The sequence below is a fragment of the Bordetella genomosp. 2 genome (assembly GCF_002261345.1).
Taxonomy (GTDB): domain Bacteria; phylum Pseudomonadota; class Gammaproteobacteria; order Burkholderiales; family Burkholderiaceae_B; genus Bordetella_A.
In genome coordinates this window covers 90,448-108,346 of record NZ_NEVT01000003.1, presented here as the reverse complement: position 1 = coordinate 108,346, position 17,899 = coordinate 90,448, and the positions used below count along the sequence as shown (strand labels likewise).

Genomic DNA, 17,899 nt, shown 5'->3' with positions numbered 1-17,899 from the left:
GCAATGCGGTGAACGGCTGCCTTCAGGCCTTGAGCAGCTCTCTGGCGATGATCAGTTTCTGGACTTCGGTCGCGCCTTCGTAGATACGCAGCGCGCGGATCTCCCGGTACAGTTTTTCCACCGGCATGCCCGATACCACGCCGGCCCCGCCGAACATCTGCAGTGCGCGGTCGATGACCGCCTGCGCCGACTCGGTGGCGGCCATCTTGGCCATGGCCGCTTCGCGCGTGGTGCGCTTGCCCTGCACATCGCGCAGCCAGGCCGCGCGGTAGGTCAGCAGCGCGGCGCCGTCGATGGCGGTGGCCATCTCGCCCAGCGCCGCCTGGGTCAGTTGCAGGTCGGCCAGCGCCTGGCCGAACATGCGGCGCCCGCGCGCGCGCCCCAGCGCCTCGTCCAGCGCGCGGCGCGCGAAGCCCAGCGCGGCGGCGGCCACCGAGGCGCGGAAAATGTCCAAGGTCATCATCGCCAGCTTGAAGCCCTGCCCGGGCTCGCCCAGCCGCTGCGTGGCCGGGATGCGGCAATTGTCGAAGGTCAGCGTGGCCAGCGGATGCGGCGCCATGACCTCGATACGCTCGGCGATCTCGAAACCCGGCGTGCCGGCCTCGACCACGAACGCGCTGATGCCGCGCGCGCCCGGCGCCTCGCCGGTGCGCGCGAACACGCAATAGAAATCGGCGATGCCGCCGTTGGATATCCAGGTCTTGGCGCCATCGAGCACATAGTGGTCGCCATCGGCCCGCGCCGCGCACGACAGCGCCGCCACATCGGACCCGGCGTCCGGCTCGGACAGGGCGAACGCCGCGATGGCCTGCCCGGCCGCCACGCGCGGCAGATAGCGACGGCGCAGTTCCTCGGACCCCATCAGCGCGATCGCGCCGCTGCCCAGGCCCTGCATGGCCAGCGCGAAATCGGCCAGGCCGTCGTGGCGCGCCAGGGTCTCGCGCAGGATGCACACCATGCGCGAATCGACCTCGGGCAGCGCGCCGCCCCAGGCGCCATCGGGGCCGGCCGGCACGCAGTAGCGCAGCCAGCCCGCCTGGCCCAGCGACGCGACCAGCGCGCGGCAGGCGGCATCGGTATCGCGATGGTCGATATCCGCCAGCGCATCGATGCACCACGCCTCCAGCTCGCCCGCCATGGCGCGATGGCGCTCATCGAAGAACGGCCAGTCCAGCCACGAGGTATCGGCCACGTCAGTCTCCTTCGAATACCGGTTTGCGCTTGGCCACAAAGGCCTCGTAGGCGCGGCGGAAGTCGCGCGTCTGCATGCAGATGGCCTGCGCCTCGGCCTCGGCCTCGATGGCTTCGTCCACGCCCATGTTCCATTCCTGATGCAGCAGCTTCTTGGTCACGCCGTGGGCGAACGTCGGGCCGGCCGCCAACTGGGCGGCCAGGGCCTGGGCTGCCGCGAGCAGCCCGGCGCCGTCGTGCAGGCTGTTGAAGAAACCCCATTGCACGCCCTCGTCGGCGCTCATGGCGCGGCCGGTGTACAGCAGTTCCGAGGCGCGGCCCTGGCCGATCACGCGCGGCAGCAATGTGCAGGCGCCCATGTCGGCGCCGGCCAGGCCGACCCGGGTGAACAGGAAGGCGGTGCGGGCGGCGGGCGTGCCCAGCCGCAGGTCGGACGCCAGGGCCAGCATGGCGCCGGCGCCGGCGCATACGCCGTCGACCGCCGCCACCACCGGTTGCGGGCAGGCGCGCATGGCCTTGACCAGGTCGCCCGTCATGCGCGTGAAGTCCAGCAGTTCGGGCATGCTCATGCGGGTCAGCGGGCCGATGATCTCGTGCACGTCGCCGCCCGAGCAGAAATTGCCGCCGGCACCGGCGATGACCACCGCCTTGATGTCGGTGGCATACACCAGGCCGCGGAACAGGTCGCGCAACTCGGCGTACGAATCGAAGGTCAGCGGGTTCTTGCGTTCCGGCCGGTTCAGCACGATGGTGCCGACCTTGCCGTCATCGGACACCTGCCACAGGAAGGTGCGGGCCGCATAGCCGGCATAGGGGCGCCGGTGATGCTTCATGGTGTGTTCGGGGGACGCGCTGCTCATGGTCTCTCCTGGGGAAATCAGCCGGGCATGACTTCACCGCCGTCCACGGCGATGGCCTGCCCATTGATCGAGGCGGATGCCGGCAGGGCCAGCCAGGCCACGGCCTCGGCCACTTCCGCGGGCTGCACCAGCCGGCCCTGCGGGTTGCGCGCGGCCAGTTCGGCGCGGGCGGCCTCGGCCGTGCGGCCGGTCTTCTGCACGATGTTGTCGACCGCGCCGCGCACGATGTCGGTATCCGTGAAGCCGGGGCACACCGCGTTCACGGTGACGCCCTTGCGCGCCACCTCCAGCGCCAGCGCCCGGGTCAGGCCCACCACGCCGTGCTTGGCGGCGCAGTACGCCGTGACGTAGGGGTAACCGATCAGGCCGGCCGTGCTCGCCACGTTGATGACCCGGCCCCAACCGGCGGCGAGCATGGCCGGCAGCGCCGCCTGCACGCAATGGAAGGTGCCGGTCAGGTTGACCGCCAGCATGGCCTGCCACAGCGCGGCGTCGGTGCGGTCGAAGCGCTGGCTGACCGCCTGGCCGGCATTGTTGACCAGGATGTCGACGGCGCCGGCCGCATGGGCGGCCTGCTCGAAGGCCGCGCGCACCGCCGCCGCGTCGGCGATGTCGGCGGTCACCGCATGGACCCGGCCGAGCGCGGCCAGGCCGCCCGCCGCGGCGTCCAGGGCCGCGCGGTCGCGCCCCAGCAGAGTCACCGTGGCGCCGCGCTGCAGCAGCGCGCGCGCGCACGCCAGGCCGATGCCGCGTGCGCCGCCGGTGACCAGCGCATGGCGCCCCTGCAACACAGGCACGGAAGTGGTCATTTGTACTCCTGCTGGGCCTGGGCCCGCTCGAAATTGGTTTCCAGCTGGCGCTTGCCGGCCGCGTACTGGCGCGGCCAGGCCGTATCGCAATACCCCACCCGGGCGGCCTCGCGCAGCGTCCAGGAGGCGTCGGCCAGGTGCGGACGCGCCAGGGCGCACAAGTCGGCGCGGCCGGAGGCGATGATGCCGTTGACGTGGTCCGCCTCGAAGATGGCGCCCACCGCGATGGTGGCGATGCCGGCCTCGTTGCGCACCCGGTCGGCGAACGGCGTCTGGTACATGCGGCCGTACACCGGGTGCTGTTCGGGGCTGACCTGGCCCGACGAGCAGTCGATCATGTCCGCCCCCGCCGCCTTGAAGCGGCGCGCGATCTCCACCGCGTCGTCGGCGGTGATGCCGCCTTCGACCCAGTCATGCGCCGAGATGCGCACCGACATGGGCAAGTCCTGCGGCCAGACCTCGCGCACGGCGCGGAACACTTCCAGCGGATAGCGCAGCCGGTTGTCCAGGCTGCCGCCGTATTCATCGTCGCGCCGGTTGGTCAAGGGAGAAATGAAGCTGGAGAGCAGGTAGCCGTGCGCGCAGTGCAGCTCCAGCCAGTCGAAGCCGGCCTGGGCGGCGCGCTGCGCGGCGGCGACGAAATCGTCGCGCACGCGGTCCATGTCGGCCCGGTCCATGGCGCGCGGCGTCTGGGAAATGCCGGGCAGGTACGGCAGCGGCGAAGCCGACAGCAAGGGCCAGTTGCCGGCCGGCAGCGGGTGGTCCATCTGCTGCCAGCCCAGCTGGGTCGAGCCCTTGCGGCCCGCGTGGCCGAGCTGCATGCCGATGCGCGCCTCGCTGTGCGCGTGCACGAAATCGACGATGCGGCCGAAGGCGCGCGCCTGCTCGTCGTTCCACAGGCCCGGGCAGCCCGGCGTGATGCGCGCGTCGGACGAGGGGCAGGTCATTTCCACCATGACCAGCCCGGCACCGCCCATGGCGCGCGCGCCCAGGTGCACCAGATGGAACTCGCCCGGCACGCCGTCCACGCACGAGTACATGGCCATGGGCGACACGACCACGCGGTTCTTCAGTTCGACGCCGCGCACGCGGTATGGCGTGAACATGGGCAGGGGCGGCCGGCCGGCGCCGCTGTCGGACGCCCCGGCGCGGCCCGCCAGCCAGCGTTCATAGCCCTCCAGCCAGCCCGGGTCGCGCAGGCGCAGGTTCTCGTGCGAGATGCGCTGCGAACGCGTCAGCAGCGAGTAGGCGAACTGCTCGGGGTCGAAGCCGGCATAACGCGCCACGTTCTCGAACCATTCGGTCGAATTGCGCGCGGCGTTCTGGATCTTCAGGACTTCGACGCTGCGCACCTCTTCATAGTGCCGCAGGCCCTGCGGCAGGCCACCCTCCGCGCCGCTCAGGCAGCGCGCCAGCTCGATGGCGTCTTCCAGGGCCAGCTTGGTGCCGGACCCGATGGAAAAATGCGCGGTATGGGCCGCGTCGCCCATCAGCACCACCGGCACGCGGCGCTGGCCGCGCGGAGTGTCGAGGGTGTTCCAGTGCACCCAGGTGCGGCAGATCACCCGCGGGAAGCGGATCCAGATGGCGGCGCCGCGCAGGTGCTTGGCATTGCTGATGAGCGGATGGCCCTCCAGCCAGGGGGCGAACAGCCGTTCGCAATAGGCGATGCCCTCTTCCTGGCTCATCGCGCCGATGCCGGCGGCCTGCCAGGTCTCTTCCGGCGTCTCGACGATGAAGGTGGACAGCCCGTCTTCGAAGCGATAGGCGTGCGCCTGGAACCAGCCGTGCTCGGTCTGCACGAAGGCGAACGTGAAGGCGTCGAAGACCTTGGTGGTGCCCAGCCAGACGAAGCGGCAGCGCCGCGTGTCGATATCCGGCTGGAAAGTGTCGGCATAGCGGGTGCGGGCCTGGCTGTTGATGCCATCGGAAGCGATGACCAGGTCCGCGTCGTACTGCAGCGCGACGGCCTGGTCGTCCTGCACGAAGGTCTCGAACACCAGCTTGACGCCCACCGCTTCGCAGCGCGCCTGCAGGATGTTCAGCAGCTTCTTGCGGCCGATGCCGATGAAGCCGTGGCCGCTGGTGCGCACGCTGCGGCCCTTGAAGTGGATATCGATGTCGTCCCAGTGGTTGAACGCGTCGCCGATGGTCTGCGCCGAGACCGGGTCGGCCTCGCGCAGGTTCTCCATGGTGGCGTCCGAGAACACCACGCCCCAGCCGAACGTGTCGTACGGCCGGTTGCGCTCGATGACGGTGACTTCGTTGGCGGGATCCTGCAGCTTCATCAGCAGGCCGAAATACAGGCCGGCGGGGCCGCCGCCCAGGCAGACGATCTTCATTGCGCTACAGGCTCCGTGAAACCGCGCGGCCATCCCCCAGGATGCGAAGCGCCGTAATTAGTTTAGGCTTCAACTATATACCGCAAGCAGGTCTCATGCAAGAAATGCCGCGCACGACGGCGGGCCGCGCAGATCAGGCGATCTGCCCCAGCGCCCGGGCAATCTCCTGTACGCCGGCCGGGCGCACCAGGCGCGCCACTTCCTGGCCGTCGCGCAGGAAGACCAGCGTGGGCCACAGCTTGACGCGGAACGAGCGGCCCAGCGCGCGGCCGCTGCCGTCCTCGATCTTCAGGTGGTCCACCTGCGGATAAGCCGCGAAGGCCTGTTCGATGAGCGGCTGGGCCGCCTGGCAATAGCCGCACCAGCCGGTGCCGAACTCCAGGACCAGGGCCGCGGGCCAGCGATCGATATCCGCCCGCGCGGGCGCCTCGGACTCAGTGGCGTAGGTGTGTGTCATGCCCATGATGTGCTCCAGATGGCCGCCCGCGGGGCAGCAATCGGCGTGCCGGCCCAGCGGGCCGCGCTATACGCCGAGGTAGCGTTCCCACAGGCCGCGGTCGCCGTCCAGCGCGGCGGAATCGCCGCTCCATACGACCCGGCCCCGCTCCAGGATGACGTGCCGGTCGGCCAGGGCCAGCAAGCGCTCGACGTACTTGTCGATCACCAGGATGGTCTGGCCGGCCGCCCGCAAGGTGGCCAGGCAGGCCCATATCTCCTCGCGCACCAGCGGCGCCAGCCCTTCGGTGGCCTCGTCCAGCACCAGCAGGCGCGGGTTGGTCACCAGCGCGCGGCCGATGGCCAGCATCTGCTGCTCCCCGCCGGATAGCTGGTTGCCCATGTTGCCGGCGCGCTCCTTCAAGCGCGGGAACAGCTCGAATACGCGCCCGGCCGTCCAGGGCTCGGCGATGTCCGGGTTGCGCCTGGCGGTGAAAGCGGTCAGGTGCTCGCGCACGGTCAGATTGGGAAAGCACTGCCTGCCTTCGGGCACGATGGCCAGGCCGGCGCGGGCAATCCGGTCGGGCGCCCAGCCGCCGATGTCCTGCCCGGCGAAGCGGACGCTGCCGGCCCGCAGGGGCAACTGGCCGAACAGGGTGCGCAGCAGGGTGCTCTTGCCCATGCCGTTGCGGCCCAGCAGGGTCACCACCTGCCCGGCGCCGATTTCCAGATCGACGCCGAACAGCACCTGGCTGGCGCCATAGCCGCTTTCCACTGCCCGCATGTTCAGCATGGCGCCTGCTCCCGGACCGCGGCCTCGTCTTCGCCCAGATAGGCCTGCCGCACCTCCGGGTTGGCCCGGATTTCATCGGGCGTGCCGGTGGCGATGATGCGCCCGTACACCAGCACCGAGACGCGGTCGGCCAGGCGGAATACGGCCTGCATGTCGTGCTCGACCAGCAGCATGGCGGCCTGCCCGCGCAGCGATTCGATCAATTCGGTCAGCCGCAGGGTCTCGTCGGGGCCCATGCCGGCCATGGGCTCGTCCAGCAGCAGGACGCTGGGGCGCGCGGCCAGGGCCAGGGCGAATTCCAGTTTGCGCTGCTCGCCATGCGGCAGCGTCCCAGCGGGACGATCCAGCAGGCCGGCATCGATGGCGCACTGGCGCGCCAGCGCATGCGCCGCGTCATGCAGTGCGGCATCGGCCGCGCGCGGTTTCCAGCAGCGGAAGCTGCTGCCCGCATGAGCCTGCGCGGCCAGCAGCAGGTTGTCGCGCACGCTGAACGACTTGAAGATATTGGTGATCTGGTACGAGCGCGACAGCCCGGCCGCCACTCTCTGGTGCGCGTTCAAGCGGGTGATGTCGGCGCCGGCCAGTTCCAGCCGGCCCGCGTCGGCCGCCAGCGTGCCGGACAGCAGGTGGATCAGCGTCGACTTGCCGGCGCCGTTGGGGCCGATCAAGGCATGGATCTCCCCGGGCGCCAGGGTCAGCGACACATGGTCGGTGGCCAGCAGCGCGCCGAAGCGCCGCACCAGGCCGCTGGCCTGCAGGGCCGGCGCGGCCGCGCCGGCAGGCGAAATGCCGGCTGCCGTCATGGCCGTCCTCCGCGCGCCGCCGTCCCGGCGAACCATGGCCCCACCAGCCCGGCGACACCGCGCGGCGCGCCGAACACCACGCACAGCAGCAGCACGCCCAGCGGCAGGTGCCAGTACTCCGTCCACATGCGCAGCGTTTCTTCCAGCGCCAGCATCACGACGGCGCCCGCCACGCCGCCGTAGCGCAGGCCGATGCCGCCCACCAGCACCATGACCAGCAGGTTGGCCGACTGCGTCCAGTGCATCAGGCTCGGCGAGATAAACAGGTTGTGGTTGGCCAGCAGCGCGCCGGCCAGGCCGGCGGCCGCGCCGCTGATGACGAAGGCGGCCAGCTTGAGCCGGTACACCGGGTAGCCCAGCGCTTCCATGCGCGACTCGTTCTCGCGGATGCCTTGCAGCGCCGCGCCGAAGCGCGAATCCACCAGGCGGCCGAACAGCCACAGCAGCACGGCGAACAGCGCCAGCACCAGGTAGTAGAACGTGCGGCTGTCGGCCAGGTCCAGCCCGGGCAGCAGGGAATAGCCCGACAGGTTCAGGCCGTCTTCGCCGCCATACTGGCGCAGCGAGATGAACAGGTAGTACACCATCTGCGCGAACGCCAGGGTGATCATGATGAAATACACGCCGCGCGTGCGCAGCGACACCGCGCCGATCACCAGCGCCAGCAGGCCCACCAAGGCCGCGGCCGTGGGCCAGGCCACCAGCGCCGCATGCACGCCGGCGGCGTCCAGGATGCCCACCACATAGGCGCCGGCGCCGAAAAATGCGGCGTGGCCGAGCGCCACCATGCCGCCATAGCCCAGGATCAGGTTCAGGCTGGTGGCGGCCAGCGCATAGATCAGCACCCGGCGCACCAGCGAGACGTAGAAGTCCAGGCCGAGCGCCGCGGCAATATAAGGAAACAGCGCCAATGCCAGCAGCAGGCCGAGGCACCAGAATGTCGATCTGCGCATCATTCACCCGCGCGCCGGAAACAGCCCGGCCGGCCGGAATACCAGCACGCCGGCCATGAGCAGATAAATCGAAATCGCCGCCAGCGTGGCCGCCAGGCTCGACGCCATGGCCGGCGGCAATACTTCGCGCAGCAGCATGGGCAGGAAGGCCCGGCCCGCGGTGTCGACCATGCCGACCAGCAGCGCGCCCACGAACGCGCCGCGGATCGAGCCGATGCCGCCGATGACGATGCACACCAGCACCAGGATCAGGATCTCCTCGCCCATGCCGATCTGCACGGCGGTGATCGGCCCCAGCAGCGCGCCGGCCACCGCCGCCAGCACGGCGCCCAGCGCGAACACGCCCAGGAACAACAACGGCACCCGCACGCCCATCAAGGTGGCCATCTGCCGGTTGGACGCGCCGGCGCGCACCAGCACGCCGGCGCGGGTGCGCGTGACGAACCAATACAGCCCCGCGGCGGCGGCCAGGCCGCACACGATGATCATCAGGCGATAGGCGGGATACAGCAGGTCGGGCAGCAGCCGCACCGGCCCGGAGAGCGCGGCCGGCATGTTCAGCATCATCGGCGCGGGCCCCCAGATCATCTTGACCAGGTCATTCGCGATCAGGATGACCGCATAGGTGCCCAGCACCTGGGCCAGATGGTCGCGCACCGCCAGGCGGCGCACCAGCACCAGTTCCAGCGCCACGCCGACCAGGCCGGTGGCCAGCGCGGCGGCCAGCACCGCGGCAGTGAACGAGCCGGTGCGCTGCATCGTCTCGGCCGCCACATAGGCGCCGGCCATGTACAGCGAGCCGTGCGCCAGGTTCATGATGTCCATGATGCCGAACACGAGGGTCAGCCCGGCGGCGATCAGGAACAGCATCAGCCCGAATTGCAGCCCATTCAGCAGTTGTTCGACGACCAGCGTCATGAAACCTCATCCCCTGTGGCGCGGGTGCGCCGCGCCGGCGCCCCGCGCGCGTCTTGCGGCTACAGCTTGCACTCGCCCACGTACACGTCCTGGTACTGGTCGAACACCTTGCCGACCAGCTTGTTGGTGATGCGGCCTTCGCCGTCTTTCTCGATGACGCGCAGGTAGTAGGCCTGGATGGGATAGTGGTTCTTGCCGTAGGTGAACTTGCCCCGCACCGAGGGGAAGTCGGCCTTGGCCAGCGCCTGCACGATGGCTTCGCGGTCCGACGCCTTGCCGCCGGCCTGCTTGACGGCGGCGTCCATGGCCATGATCACGTCATAGGCCTGGGCCGCGTACACGGACGGATAGCGGCCGCCATACTCCTTGCGGAACGCCGCCACGAATTCCTTGTTCTGCGGCACATCCAGGTCGTGGGCCCATTGCGCGGTGTTGTACATGCCCAGCATGGGCTCGCCCACCGCCTGGATCACGTCCTCGTCGGCCGAAAAGCCCGGCCCGATCAGCTTGATGCTCTGCGACAGGCCGGTGGACACGAACTGCTTGATGAAATTGATGCCCATCCCGCCCGGCAGGAAGATGAACACCGCGTCCGGCTTGGCGGCGCGGATCTGCGCCAGCTCGGCGGCGTAGTCGAGCTGGCCGAGCTTGGTGTAGACCTCTTCGGCCACCTCGGCCTGGTAGCCGCGCTTGAAGCCGGTGAGCGCGTCCTTGCCCGCCGGGTAGTCGGGCGCCATGATCAATACCTTCTTGAAGCCGCGGTCGGCCGCGACCTTGCCGGCAGCCTCGTGGAAGGCGTCGTTCTGGTAGGAAGTTCCGAACCAGTACGGATTGCAGCGCGCGCCCGCGTACTGGCTGGGGCCAGGGTTGTTGGAAAGGTATGGCACCTTGGCCGCGAACAGCGCCGGCCCCACGGCCAGCGCCACGTTCGAGCCGATCGGCCCGGTGAAGAAATCGATGTCGTCGCGCTGGATGTAGCGGGTCACGAGCTGGCGCGCCTGGTCGGGGTTGCCGCCCATGTCGGTCTGCAGGAACTCGGCGGGCTGGCCGCCCAGCTTGCCGCCCAGCTGCTTGATCGCCAGGTTGAAGCCATCGCGCGCCTCGGCGCCGAGCGCCGAGAACGGCCCCGAGATATCATTGGCGATGCCGACCTTGATGGAATCGGCCACCGACAGCGCGGGCACCAGCGCGGCGGCGGCCACCAGGGTAGTCAGGAAACGCATCTTGAAGCTCCTTGCGCGACGCGCAGCGGACGTTTTTATGGAATAGTTCGATTGCGGATGCTTCTGTCGCCAGCCCGGCATCGCCCGGACGACGCGGCAAGGGCTGGCGTGCCGCATAGTTTAGGTTTAAAGTATTCGGCAAGACAAGCCTAGGGTTTTTACCAAGGTTGCCGCCCACGCCATGCCCGCCCTCTATCGCCAATACGATCGCGCCGCGCTCGACGTGCAGTACAACGCGCGCGCCACCGTGCCGGATATCCAGCCCATCCTGGCGCAATACACGGCGCAAAGCCGGGCCGCGCGCGAGACGCTGCCCTGCGTGGCCGACGTCGCCTACGGCGACCATCCCGACGAGCTGCTCGACATCTTCCCCGCCGCGCCGCGCGCGGGCGCGCCGGTGTTCGTGTTCATCCATGGCGGCTACTGGCGGCTGCTGTCGAAAGACGATTCCTGCAACATGGCGCCCGCCTTCACGCGGGCCGGCGCCGTGGTGGTCACGGTGAACTATTCGCTGGCTCCGGCCGTGACGCTGGACCGCATCGTCGACCAGAACCGCCGCGCGCTGGCGTGGGTCTACCGCCACATCGCCCGCCATGGCGGCGATCCGCGGTGCATTCATGTATGCGGCAGTTCGGCCGGCGGCCACCTGGTGGGCATGCTGCTGGCGGGCGGCTGGCATGCCCGGTACGGCGTGCCCGCCGACGTGGTGGCCGGCGCGGCGCCGCTGTCGGGCCTGTTCGACCTGCGTCCGCTGGTGCACACGCACGTCAACGAATGGATGCGCATGAGCCCGGCCGACGCCGAGCGCAACAGCCCCGCCCTGCTGCCGCCCGGCGCGGCCTGCCCGCTGCTGGCCAGCTACGGCGCCACCGAGACCGACGAATTCAAGCGCCAGACCGACGACTACCTGCAAGCCTGGCGCGCGCGCAGCCTGCCCGCCCGCTATGTGCCCATGCCGGACACCAACCACTACGACATCGTGCTCACGCTGAACGACCCCGCCAGCCCCCTGACCCGCGCCATCTTCGCGCAGATGGGCCTGGCGGCCGACTGATGCTCACCATGACCGACGCCCCCGACCTGGAAACGCGCGCCGCGCCCGACGATCACCATGCCTTGCGTCTGTGGCTGCGCATGCTGACCTGCTGCAACCTGATCGAAACCGAGATCCGCGGCCGCCTGCGCACCGAGTTCGACACCACGCTGCCGCGCTTCGACCTGATGGCGCAACTGCAGCGCGCGCCCAAGGGCATGAAAATGGGCGAACTGTCGCGCCGCATGATGGTCACCAACGGCAACATCACCGGCATTACCGACCAGCTCGAGAAAGAAGGCCTGGTGATGCGCACCAAGATGGAAACCGACCGGCGCAGCTCGGTGCTCAAGCTCACCCCGCAGGGCCGCCGCGTCTTCGCGCGCATGGCGCGCGCCCACGAAAGCTGGGTCAAGGGCATGTTCAACGACCTGCCCGAGGCCAGCCGCGACGCGCTGTACCAGGCGCTGGGCGAACTCAAGCTGCAGGTGGTGGCCGCGCGCGGCTACGGGCCGCGCTGAGCCGGCGGCTGGCCCCGGCCGGCCCTGCCCGCCGCGCGCTCGTGAAGGCGCCGCGCCGCCGCCCAGGGGGAATGCCCCGCCCCGCGGAAACTGGAGCCCCGCGCCGCCCGGCGATGCCCCGTTCCGGCAGTGGGATAATAGGAGGTTTCACCCCGCCCGAACGGCGGCATTCCCTCCCAAAGCCCCAGAGACCACGTCATGGCCGTTAACCTGCAGATCCCCTCCGAGTCCGATATTTTCCCCGTTGCCGGCGTTGAAATCGGTGTTACCGAAGCCGGCATCCGCAAGGCCAACCGACGCGATCTGACCGTTTTCCGCCTGGCGCAGGGCACCAACGTGGCGGGCGTATTCACCCGCAACCGCTTTCGCGCCGCCCCGGTGCAAGTCTGCGAGGCCCACTTGGCGGCCGGCGGCCCCATCCGCGCCCTGGTCATCAACACCGGCAACGCCAATGCCGGCACCGGCGCCGAGGGCCTGCAGAAGGCGCAGGACACCTGCGTCGCCCTGGGCCAGCTGATGGGCGTGCCGGCCCAGCAGATCCTGCCCTTCTCCACCGGCGTCATCCTCGAACCGCTGCCGCTGGACCGCCTGACCGCCGCCCTGCCCGCCGCGCTGGCCAACCTGGGCCCCGACCAGTGGTTCAACGCCGCGCACGGCATCATGACCACCGACACGCTGCCCAAGATCCATTCGCAGCGCGCGCAGATCGGCGGCAAGACGGTCACCTTCACCGGCATCAGCAAGGGCGCCGGCATGATCCGGCCCAACATGGCCACCATGCTGAGCTTCCTGGCCACCGATGCCGGCATCGCCCAGCCGGTGCTGCGCAAGCTGGCGCTGGAAATCGCCAACCGCTCGTTCAACCGCATCACGGTCGACGGCGACACCTCGACCAACGACTCGTTCATCATCGCCGCCACCGGCCAGTCGGGCATCGACATCGCCTCGGAAGCCGACCCGCACTATGCCGCCGTGCGCGACGCGCTGGCGGCCGCCGCGCTGGACCTGGCCCAGAAAATCGTGCGCGACGCCGAAGGCGCCACCAAATTCATCACCATCCGCGTCGAAGAAGCCATGACCACCGAGGAAGCCCTCAAGGTGGCCTACTCGGTGGCGCATTCGCCGCTGGTCAAGACGGCGTTCTTCGCGTCCGACCCCAACCTGGGCCGTATCCTGGCCGCCATCGGCTATGCCGGCATCGACGACCTGGATGTCTCCAAGCTGCGCCTGTGGCTGGACGACGTGCTGGTGGCGCGCGACGGCGGCCGCAACCCCGACTACCAGGAAGCCGACGGCCAGCGCGTCATGAAGCAGGCCGAGATCGGCGTGCGCATCGCGCTGGCGCGCGGCCGCGCCGCCGACACGGTCTATACCTGCGACTTCTCGCACGAATACGTCAGCATCAACGCCGACTACCGTTCCTGAACCCACGGCCCCGGACAACCGCAGTGACTTCTTCCGACTTTTCCGTCCTGATCGAGCGCGCCGAGCGCGTGCTGGCCCAACTGGAAGCCTGGCTGCCGGCCGCTCCGCCCGAGATCGACTGGTCCGCGCACGCCTACCGCTGGCGCAAGCGCGGCGGCGCGCGCGGCTGGCTCGACGCGGTGCGCCATGTGGCCCGCATCGACCTGGCCGACTTGCAGCATATCGAGCGCCAGAAGGGCATCATCGACCGCAATACGCGCCAGTTCCTGCAGAAGAAACCCGCCAACAACGTGCTCATGACGGGCGCGCGCGGCACCGGCAAGAGCTCGCTGGTCAAGGCCATGCTGGCCGCCTATGGCGACCAGGGACTGCGCCTGATCGAGGTCGACAAATCCGACCTGGGCGACCTGCCCGACATCGTCGAACTGGTCGCGGCCCGCCCCGAGCGCTACATCGTATTCTGCGACGACCTCTCGTTCGAGGAAGGCGAGGCCGGCTACAAGGCGCTCAAGTCGGTGCTGGACGGCTCGGTATCGGCCGCGGGCGACAACGTGCTCATCTACGCCACCTCGAACCGGCGCCACCTGATGCCGGAATACATGAGCGAGAACCTGCAGGCCAGGCACCAGCCCGACGGCGAGATCCACCCCGGCGAAACGGTGGAAGAAAAAATCTCGCTGTCGGAACGCTTCGGGCTGTGGCTGTCGTTCCACCCCTTCAAGCAGGACGACTACCTCGACATCGTCCACCACTGGCTGCGCGAACTGGGCTGTCCGGCCGAACAGATCGAGGCCAGCCGCACCGAGGCGCTGCAATGGGCGCTCGAACGCGGCTCGCGTTCGGGCCGGGTCGCCTACCAGTTCGCCCGCGACTGGGCCGCGCGCCATGTCTGAGCGCATCATCGACGTCGCCGCCGGCCTGATCCTGCGCGCCGACGGCCAGTTGCTGCTGGGACAGCGCCCCGCCGACAAGCCCTGGGCCGGCTGGTGGGAACTGCCCGGCGGCAAGCTCGAGCCGGGCGAAACGGTGCTGCAGGCGCTGGCGCGCGAGCTGCGCGAAGAAATCGGCATCGAGATCACGCAAGCCGTGCCGTGGGTCACGTATGTGCATGCCTATCCGCACACCACCGTGCGGCTGGCCTTCTGCCACGTCACGGGCTGGCGCGGCGAGCCGCGCGGGCTCGAGAACCAGCGGCTCGAATGGGTGGACCCGGCCCACGCCGGCGCGGTCGGCGACTTGCTGCCCGCCACCCTGCCGCCGCTGCGCTGGCTGCAGCTGCCCAATACCTACGGCATCTCGTCGATCGGCGGTCGCGCCGGCCTGCCGGCGTTCCTGGAGCGCCTGGAACGGGCCCTGGCGCGCGGCCTCAAGCTGGTCCAGCTGCGCGAACCGGACTGGCCCGACGGCCCGGGCGCAACCTCGCTGCGTGACGCCATGCAGGCGGTGCTGCGGCTCTGCCACGCCGCCGGCGCGCGCCTGCTGGTCAACAGCATCCACCCGGCCGCCTGGTGGCGGCAGGCCGACGGCGTCCACCTGCGCTGGGCCGAAGCCGCCGCGCTGCATGTCCGGCCCGAACTGCCGGCCGGCGCGCTGGTGGGCGTCTCGGCGCACGACAACGCCCAGGTGACGCATGCGCGCGAGCTGGGCGCCGACTTCGCGGTGCTGGGGCCGGTACTGGCAACCCCCTCGCATCCCGGCGCGCCGGGCATCGGCTGGCAGGGCTTCGTCGCCGGCAACCGGGACGCCGGCCTGCCGGTGTTCGCGCTCGGCGGGCAATCCGCCGACACCCTGGCCGAAGCGCGCCAGCACGGCGCGCATGGCGTGGCGGGAATCCGCGGGATCATCGCATAGCAGAGACGGCCGTTCGCCGGCTGTGCGGGCTCGCGGCCGCGCGGCCGCCACGGCGAGGTGGCACCCGGGTTGCACAAGACCGGCCGACCACGACAAAGGTGTCAGACACCCATGGGGTGTCTGACACCTCCTTAGAATTCGCGCACAAGATACAAGGTGTCAGACACCCGTGGGGTGTCTGACACCTAAGCAAGCACTAAGCCTTTATTGGCCGCTTGTGCGCTCGGCCAGTTCGGCATCCACCCCCTGCCATCCGCCGCCCAGCGCGTATCAGGTGTCAGACACCCATAGGGTGTCTGACACCTCCCCTTCATCGCACCTGGGAGAGCAATTCTTGCGCATCAGGTGTCAGACACCCACAGGGTGTCTGACACCTCCCCTGTCATCGTGGACGAGGGCGATTCTTGCGCGTCAGGTGTCAGACACCCGCAGGGTGTCTGACACCTCTGGCCTCCCTTCCGCGCACCGGGCATGACCAATCGAGCCTACCTGCCACGCCGAACGGCATCCCCGCGCCGTATTCTTCCACGTGATTGGTTCTCCGGCCGCAGCCATGCCCAGATCTCCCCGTATCCTGCTCGCACACCAGCCGCATCACATCGTCCAGCGCGGGCATCGGCAAGAAGCCGTTTTCCGCATTCCGTCAGACTATCGCGCTTATCTGAGCGACCTGTACCAGCAAACATCCGCGCTCGGCGTGGCAGTGCATGCCTGGTGCCTGATGCCGAATCATGTCCATCTACTCTTGACCCCTGGCGACGACCCCCGGACGATTTCCCGGGTACTGCAGTATCTTGCCCGGCGGGCAACGGTACGCTGGAACGCCCGGAGACGGACGACAGGCTCGCTCTGGGAAGCCAGGTTCAAGTCCCGGGTCGTCGACGAGGAACGCTACCTGCTGGAATGCTGCCGCTATATCGAACTGAATCCGGTACGCGCCGGACTGGCGCGCACGCCAGACGGCTATCCCTGGTCGAGTTGCCGCGAGCGCATGGGCATGGCGGCATCCCGTCTGCTGACTTTCCACCCGTTATATCTGGCCATGGGCAACAGCGATGAGGCCAGACGCGAGGCTTATCGCCTCTTTTTGACAGAATGTGCACGGCCAAGACTGGTGGACACCCATTAATTAGGCGGCAAAACACTGGCGTACAGGTGTCAGACACCCATGGGGTGTCTGACACCTCCTTAGAATTCGCGCACAAGATACAAGGTGTCAGACACCCGTGGGGTGTCTGACACCTAAGCAAGCACTAAGCCTTTACTGGCCGCTTGTGCGCTCGGCCAGTTCGGCATCCACCCCCTGCCATCCGCCGCCCAGCGCGGCGATCAGCTGGACGCTGGCGGTGAGATGGTTGCCCAGCAGGGTCAGGGCGGTGCGTTCGCTGTTGAGGGCGGTGGTTTCCAGCACTGCGACGTCCAGGTAGCCGATCAGGCCCGCCTGGTACTGGTTGCGCGCCAGGCGCAGCGATTCGCGGGCCGCTTCGAGGGCGCGCTGCTGCACCACCTGCTCTTGCTCGAGCACGCGCAGCTGGATGAGGTAGTCCTCCACTTCCTGCAGGGCTCCCAGCACGGTCTGGCGGTAGGCGGCTGCCTGCGCATCGTAGGCGGCGCGGGCCTGGTCGATCTGCGCCTGGCGCGCGCCGCCGTCGAACAAGGTCAGCGCCAGCGCCGGGCCGAGCGACCAGTAGCGGGCCGGGGCGGTCAGCCATTGCGCGAACTGGCCGCTGCGGAAGCCGCCATCGGCGCTCAGCACCAGGTCGGGGAACCAGGCCGCCGTGGCCACGCCGATCTGCGCATTGGCCGCCGCGGCCCGGCGCTCGGCCGCAGCCACGTCGGGCCGGCGCTCGAGCAGTTGCGACGGCATGCCGACCGGGATCTGCGGCAGTTGCTGGCCGAACGGCTCGGGCGGCAGCGTGAAACGCGATGGCGCCAGCCCGACCAGCACCGCGATGGCGTGCTCGAACTGGCCGCGCTGCCATTCCAGGTCGACCAGCTGGGCGCGCGCGCCCTCGAGCTGGGCGAGCGCCACCGACACGTCGCTCTTGCCGGCCACGCCGGCCTGGTAGCGGTTCTGCGTCAACTGCAACGAGCGCTCGTAGGTGGCCACGGTGGTTTCGAGCAGCCGCTTCTGCTCGTCCAGGACGCGCAACTGGAAGTAGTTTTGCGTGAGCGCCGCCTGGGCGCTGAGCCGCGTGCCCGCCAGGTCGGCCAGGCTCGCCTCGGCCTCGGCGCGGCTGGCCTCGACGTCGCGGCGCACGCGGCCCCACAGATCGGCTTCCCAGCTGACCGTGCCGCCCAGGCTGTACTGGTTGGTCACGCCGGTGGCGCCGGCGCGGCTGCCGGCCCCCGAGCGGGTGGCGCCGGCGTTGGCGCCCACGATGGGGAAGAACCCGGCGCGCGCGCCCTGCACCAGGGCCTGCGCCTGCCGGTAATTGGCCTCGGCCTGGGCGACCGACAGGTTGGACGCGTTCAGGCGTTCCATCAGGCCGTCCAGGGTGGCGTCGCCATAGACCTGCCACCATGCGCCGCGGTCGGCGGTATCGCGCGGCTGCGCCGGGGTCCAGCCGGGCACCTGGCCCTGGCCTTCCTTGTAGGCTGCGCCCACATCGATAGCGGGCCGCCGATAGTCGGGGCCGACCGCGCAGGCGCCCAGCAGCGCGCAGCACAACGCGATGCCGGCCCAGCGCGGCGCGCGCGAGCCAGGGGAAGCGGGAAGACGGGAAAATGCGCGGCTCATGG

Annotated in this window: 17 protein-coding genes; 6 read left to right on the top strand and 11 right to left on the bottom strand. The window is 69.5% G+C overall.

Features of this window, described 5'->3' with window-relative positions; all coding sequences use genetic code 11:
- Nucleotides 1-22: 22 nt before the first annotated feature.
- The 10 genes from CAL24_RS02545 to CAL24_RS02500 all read right to left on the bottom strand — a co-directional run bounded on the left by CAL24_RS02545 (nucleotide 23) and on the right by CAL24_RS02500 (nucleotide 10,327).
- Complete coding sequence (locus CAL24_RS02545; protein ID WP_094805654.1) at nucleotides 23-1,192, bottom strand: acyl-CoA dehydrogenase family protein; 1,170 nt, start codon at nucleotides 1,190-1,192, stop codon at nucleotides 23-25.
- 1 nt (nucleotide 1,193) lies between these two features.
- Nucleotides 1,194-2,051 (bottom strand): enoyl-CoA hydratase family protein, encoded by an 858-nt coding sequence (locus CAL24_RS02540; protein ID WP_094805653.1) that lies wholly within the window; start codon nucleotides 2,049-2,051, stop codon nucleotides 1,194-1,196.
- Nucleotides 2,052-2,068: 17 nt separating this feature from the next.
- A complete protein-coding gene (locus CAL24_RS02535; RefSeq protein ID WP_028355060.1) occupies nucleotides 2,069-2,860 on the bottom strand; it encodes an SDR family NAD(P)-dependent oxidoreductase in 792 nt (263 codons plus the stop codon).
- The gene (locus CAL24_RS02530) at nucleotides 2,857-5,202 is read right to left on the bottom strand and encodes a bifunctional salicylyl-CoA 5-hydroxylase/oxidoreductase (RefSeq protein ID WP_094805652.1); all 2,346 of its coding nucleotides are present in this window, start codon (nucleotides 5,200-5,202) and stop codon (nucleotides 2,857-2,859) included. Before CAL24_RS02530 ends, CAL24_RS02535 begins: the two co-directional genes overlap by 4 nt.
- 133 nt (nucleotides 5,203-5,335) lie before the next feature.
- Nucleotides 5,336-5,665: a thioredoxin family protein gene (locus CAL24_RS02525; RefSeq protein WP_094805651.1), complete on the bottom strand. Its 330-nt coding sequence runs from the start codon at nucleotides 5,663-5,665 to the stop codon at nucleotides 5,336-5,338.
- A gap of 60 nt (nucleotides 5,666-5,725) precedes the next feature.
- Nucleotides 5,726-6,430 (bottom strand): ABC transporter ATP-binding protein, encoded by a 705-nt coding sequence (locus CAL24_RS02520; protein ID WP_028355063.1) that lies wholly within the window; start codon nucleotides 6,428-6,430, stop codon nucleotides 5,726-5,728.
- A complete protein-coding gene (locus CAL24_RS02515; RefSeq protein ID WP_094805650.1) occupies nucleotides 6,424-7,233 on the bottom strand; it encodes an ABC transporter ATP-binding protein in 810 nt (269 codons plus the stop codon). Before CAL24_RS02515 ends, CAL24_RS02520 begins: the two co-directional genes overlap by 7 nt.
- Complete coding sequence (locus CAL24_RS02510) at nucleotides 7,230-8,186, bottom strand: branched-chain amino acid ABC transporter permease (RefSeq protein ID WP_094806478.1); 957 nt, start codon at nucleotides 8,184-8,186, stop codon at nucleotides 7,230-7,232. Before CAL24_RS02510 ends, CAL24_RS02515 begins: the two co-directional genes overlap by 4 nt.
- Nucleotides 8,187-8,189: 3 nt before the next feature.
- Nucleotides 8,190-9,104, bottom strand: a complete 915-nt coding sequence (locus tag CAL24_RS02505; protein WP_094805649.1) for a branched-chain amino acid ABC transporter permease — start codon at nucleotides 9,102-9,104, stop codon at nucleotides 8,190-8,192.
- Nucleotides 9,105-9,163: 59 nt separating this feature from the next.
- Nucleotides 9,164-10,327, bottom strand: a complete 1,164-nt coding sequence (locus CAL24_RS02500) for an ABC transporter substrate-binding protein (protein WP_094805648.1) — start codon at nucleotides 10,325-10,327, stop codon at nucleotides 9,164-9,166.
- A 181-nt stretch (nucleotides 10,328-10,508) separates the two neighbouring features.
- On the opposite strand from CAL24_RS02500, the gene CAL24_RS02495 reads away from it, so the two are divergent.
- The 6 genes from CAL24_RS02495 to CAL24_RS02470 all read left to right on the top strand — a co-directional run bounded on the left by CAL24_RS02495 (nucleotide 10,509) and on the right by CAL24_RS02470 (nucleotide 16,286).
- Nucleotides 10,509-11,381, top strand: coding sequence for an alpha/beta hydrolase (locus tag CAL24_RS02495; RefSeq protein ID WP_094805647.1), 873 nt, complete (start codon nucleotides 10,509-10,511; stop codon nucleotides 11,379-11,381).
- Between the two features lie 8 nt (nucleotides 11,382-11,389).
- On the top strand, nucleotides 11,390-11,881 hold the full coding sequence (locus CAL24_RS02490) for a MarR family winged helix-turn-helix transcriptional regulator (RefSeq protein ID WP_094806477.1): 492 nt from the start codon (nucleotides 11,390-11,392) through the stop codon (nucleotides 11,879-11,881).
- A 198-nt stretch (nucleotides 11,882-12,079) separates the two neighbouring features.
- On the top strand, nucleotides 12,080-13,306 hold the full coding sequence (argJ, locus tag CAL24_RS02485) for a bifunctional glutamate N-acetyltransferase/amino-acid acetyltransferase ArgJ (protein ID WP_028355070.1): 1,227 nt from the start codon (nucleotides 12,080-12,082) through the stop codon (nucleotides 13,304-13,306).
- A 23-nt stretch (nucleotides 13,307-13,329) separates the two neighbouring features.
- The gene (locus tag CAL24_RS02480; protein WP_028355071.1) at nucleotides 13,330-14,199 is read left to right on the top strand and encodes an ATP-binding protein; all 870 of its coding nucleotides are present in this window, start codon (nucleotides 13,330-13,332) and stop codon (nucleotides 14,197-14,199) included.
- On the top strand, nucleotides 14,192-15,157 hold the full coding sequence (locus tag CAL24_RS02475; protein ID WP_094805646.1) for a Nudix family hydrolase: 966 nt from the start codon (nucleotides 14,192-14,194) through the stop codon (nucleotides 15,155-15,157). The genes CAL24_RS02480 and CAL24_RS02475 overlap by 8 nt, the downstream gene beginning before the upstream one ends.
- A gap of 553 nt (nucleotides 15,158-15,710) precedes the next feature.
- Complete coding sequence (locus CAL24_RS02470; RefSeq protein ID WP_081760450.1) at nucleotides 15,711-16,286, top strand: transposase; 576 nt, start codon at nucleotides 15,711-15,713, stop codon at nucleotides 16,284-16,286.
- Nucleotides 16,287-16,418: 132 nt separating this feature from the next.
- Here the strand turns inward: CAL24_RS02470 and CAL24_RS02465 are convergent, their stop codons facing one another.
- On the bottom strand, nucleotides 16,419-17,897 hold the full coding sequence (locus CAL24_RS02465; RefSeq protein WP_094806476.1) for an efflux transporter outer membrane subunit: 1,479 nt from the start codon (nucleotides 17,895-17,897) through the stop codon (nucleotides 16,419-16,421).
- Between the last annotated feature and the right edge of the window lie 2 nt (nucleotides 17,898-17,899).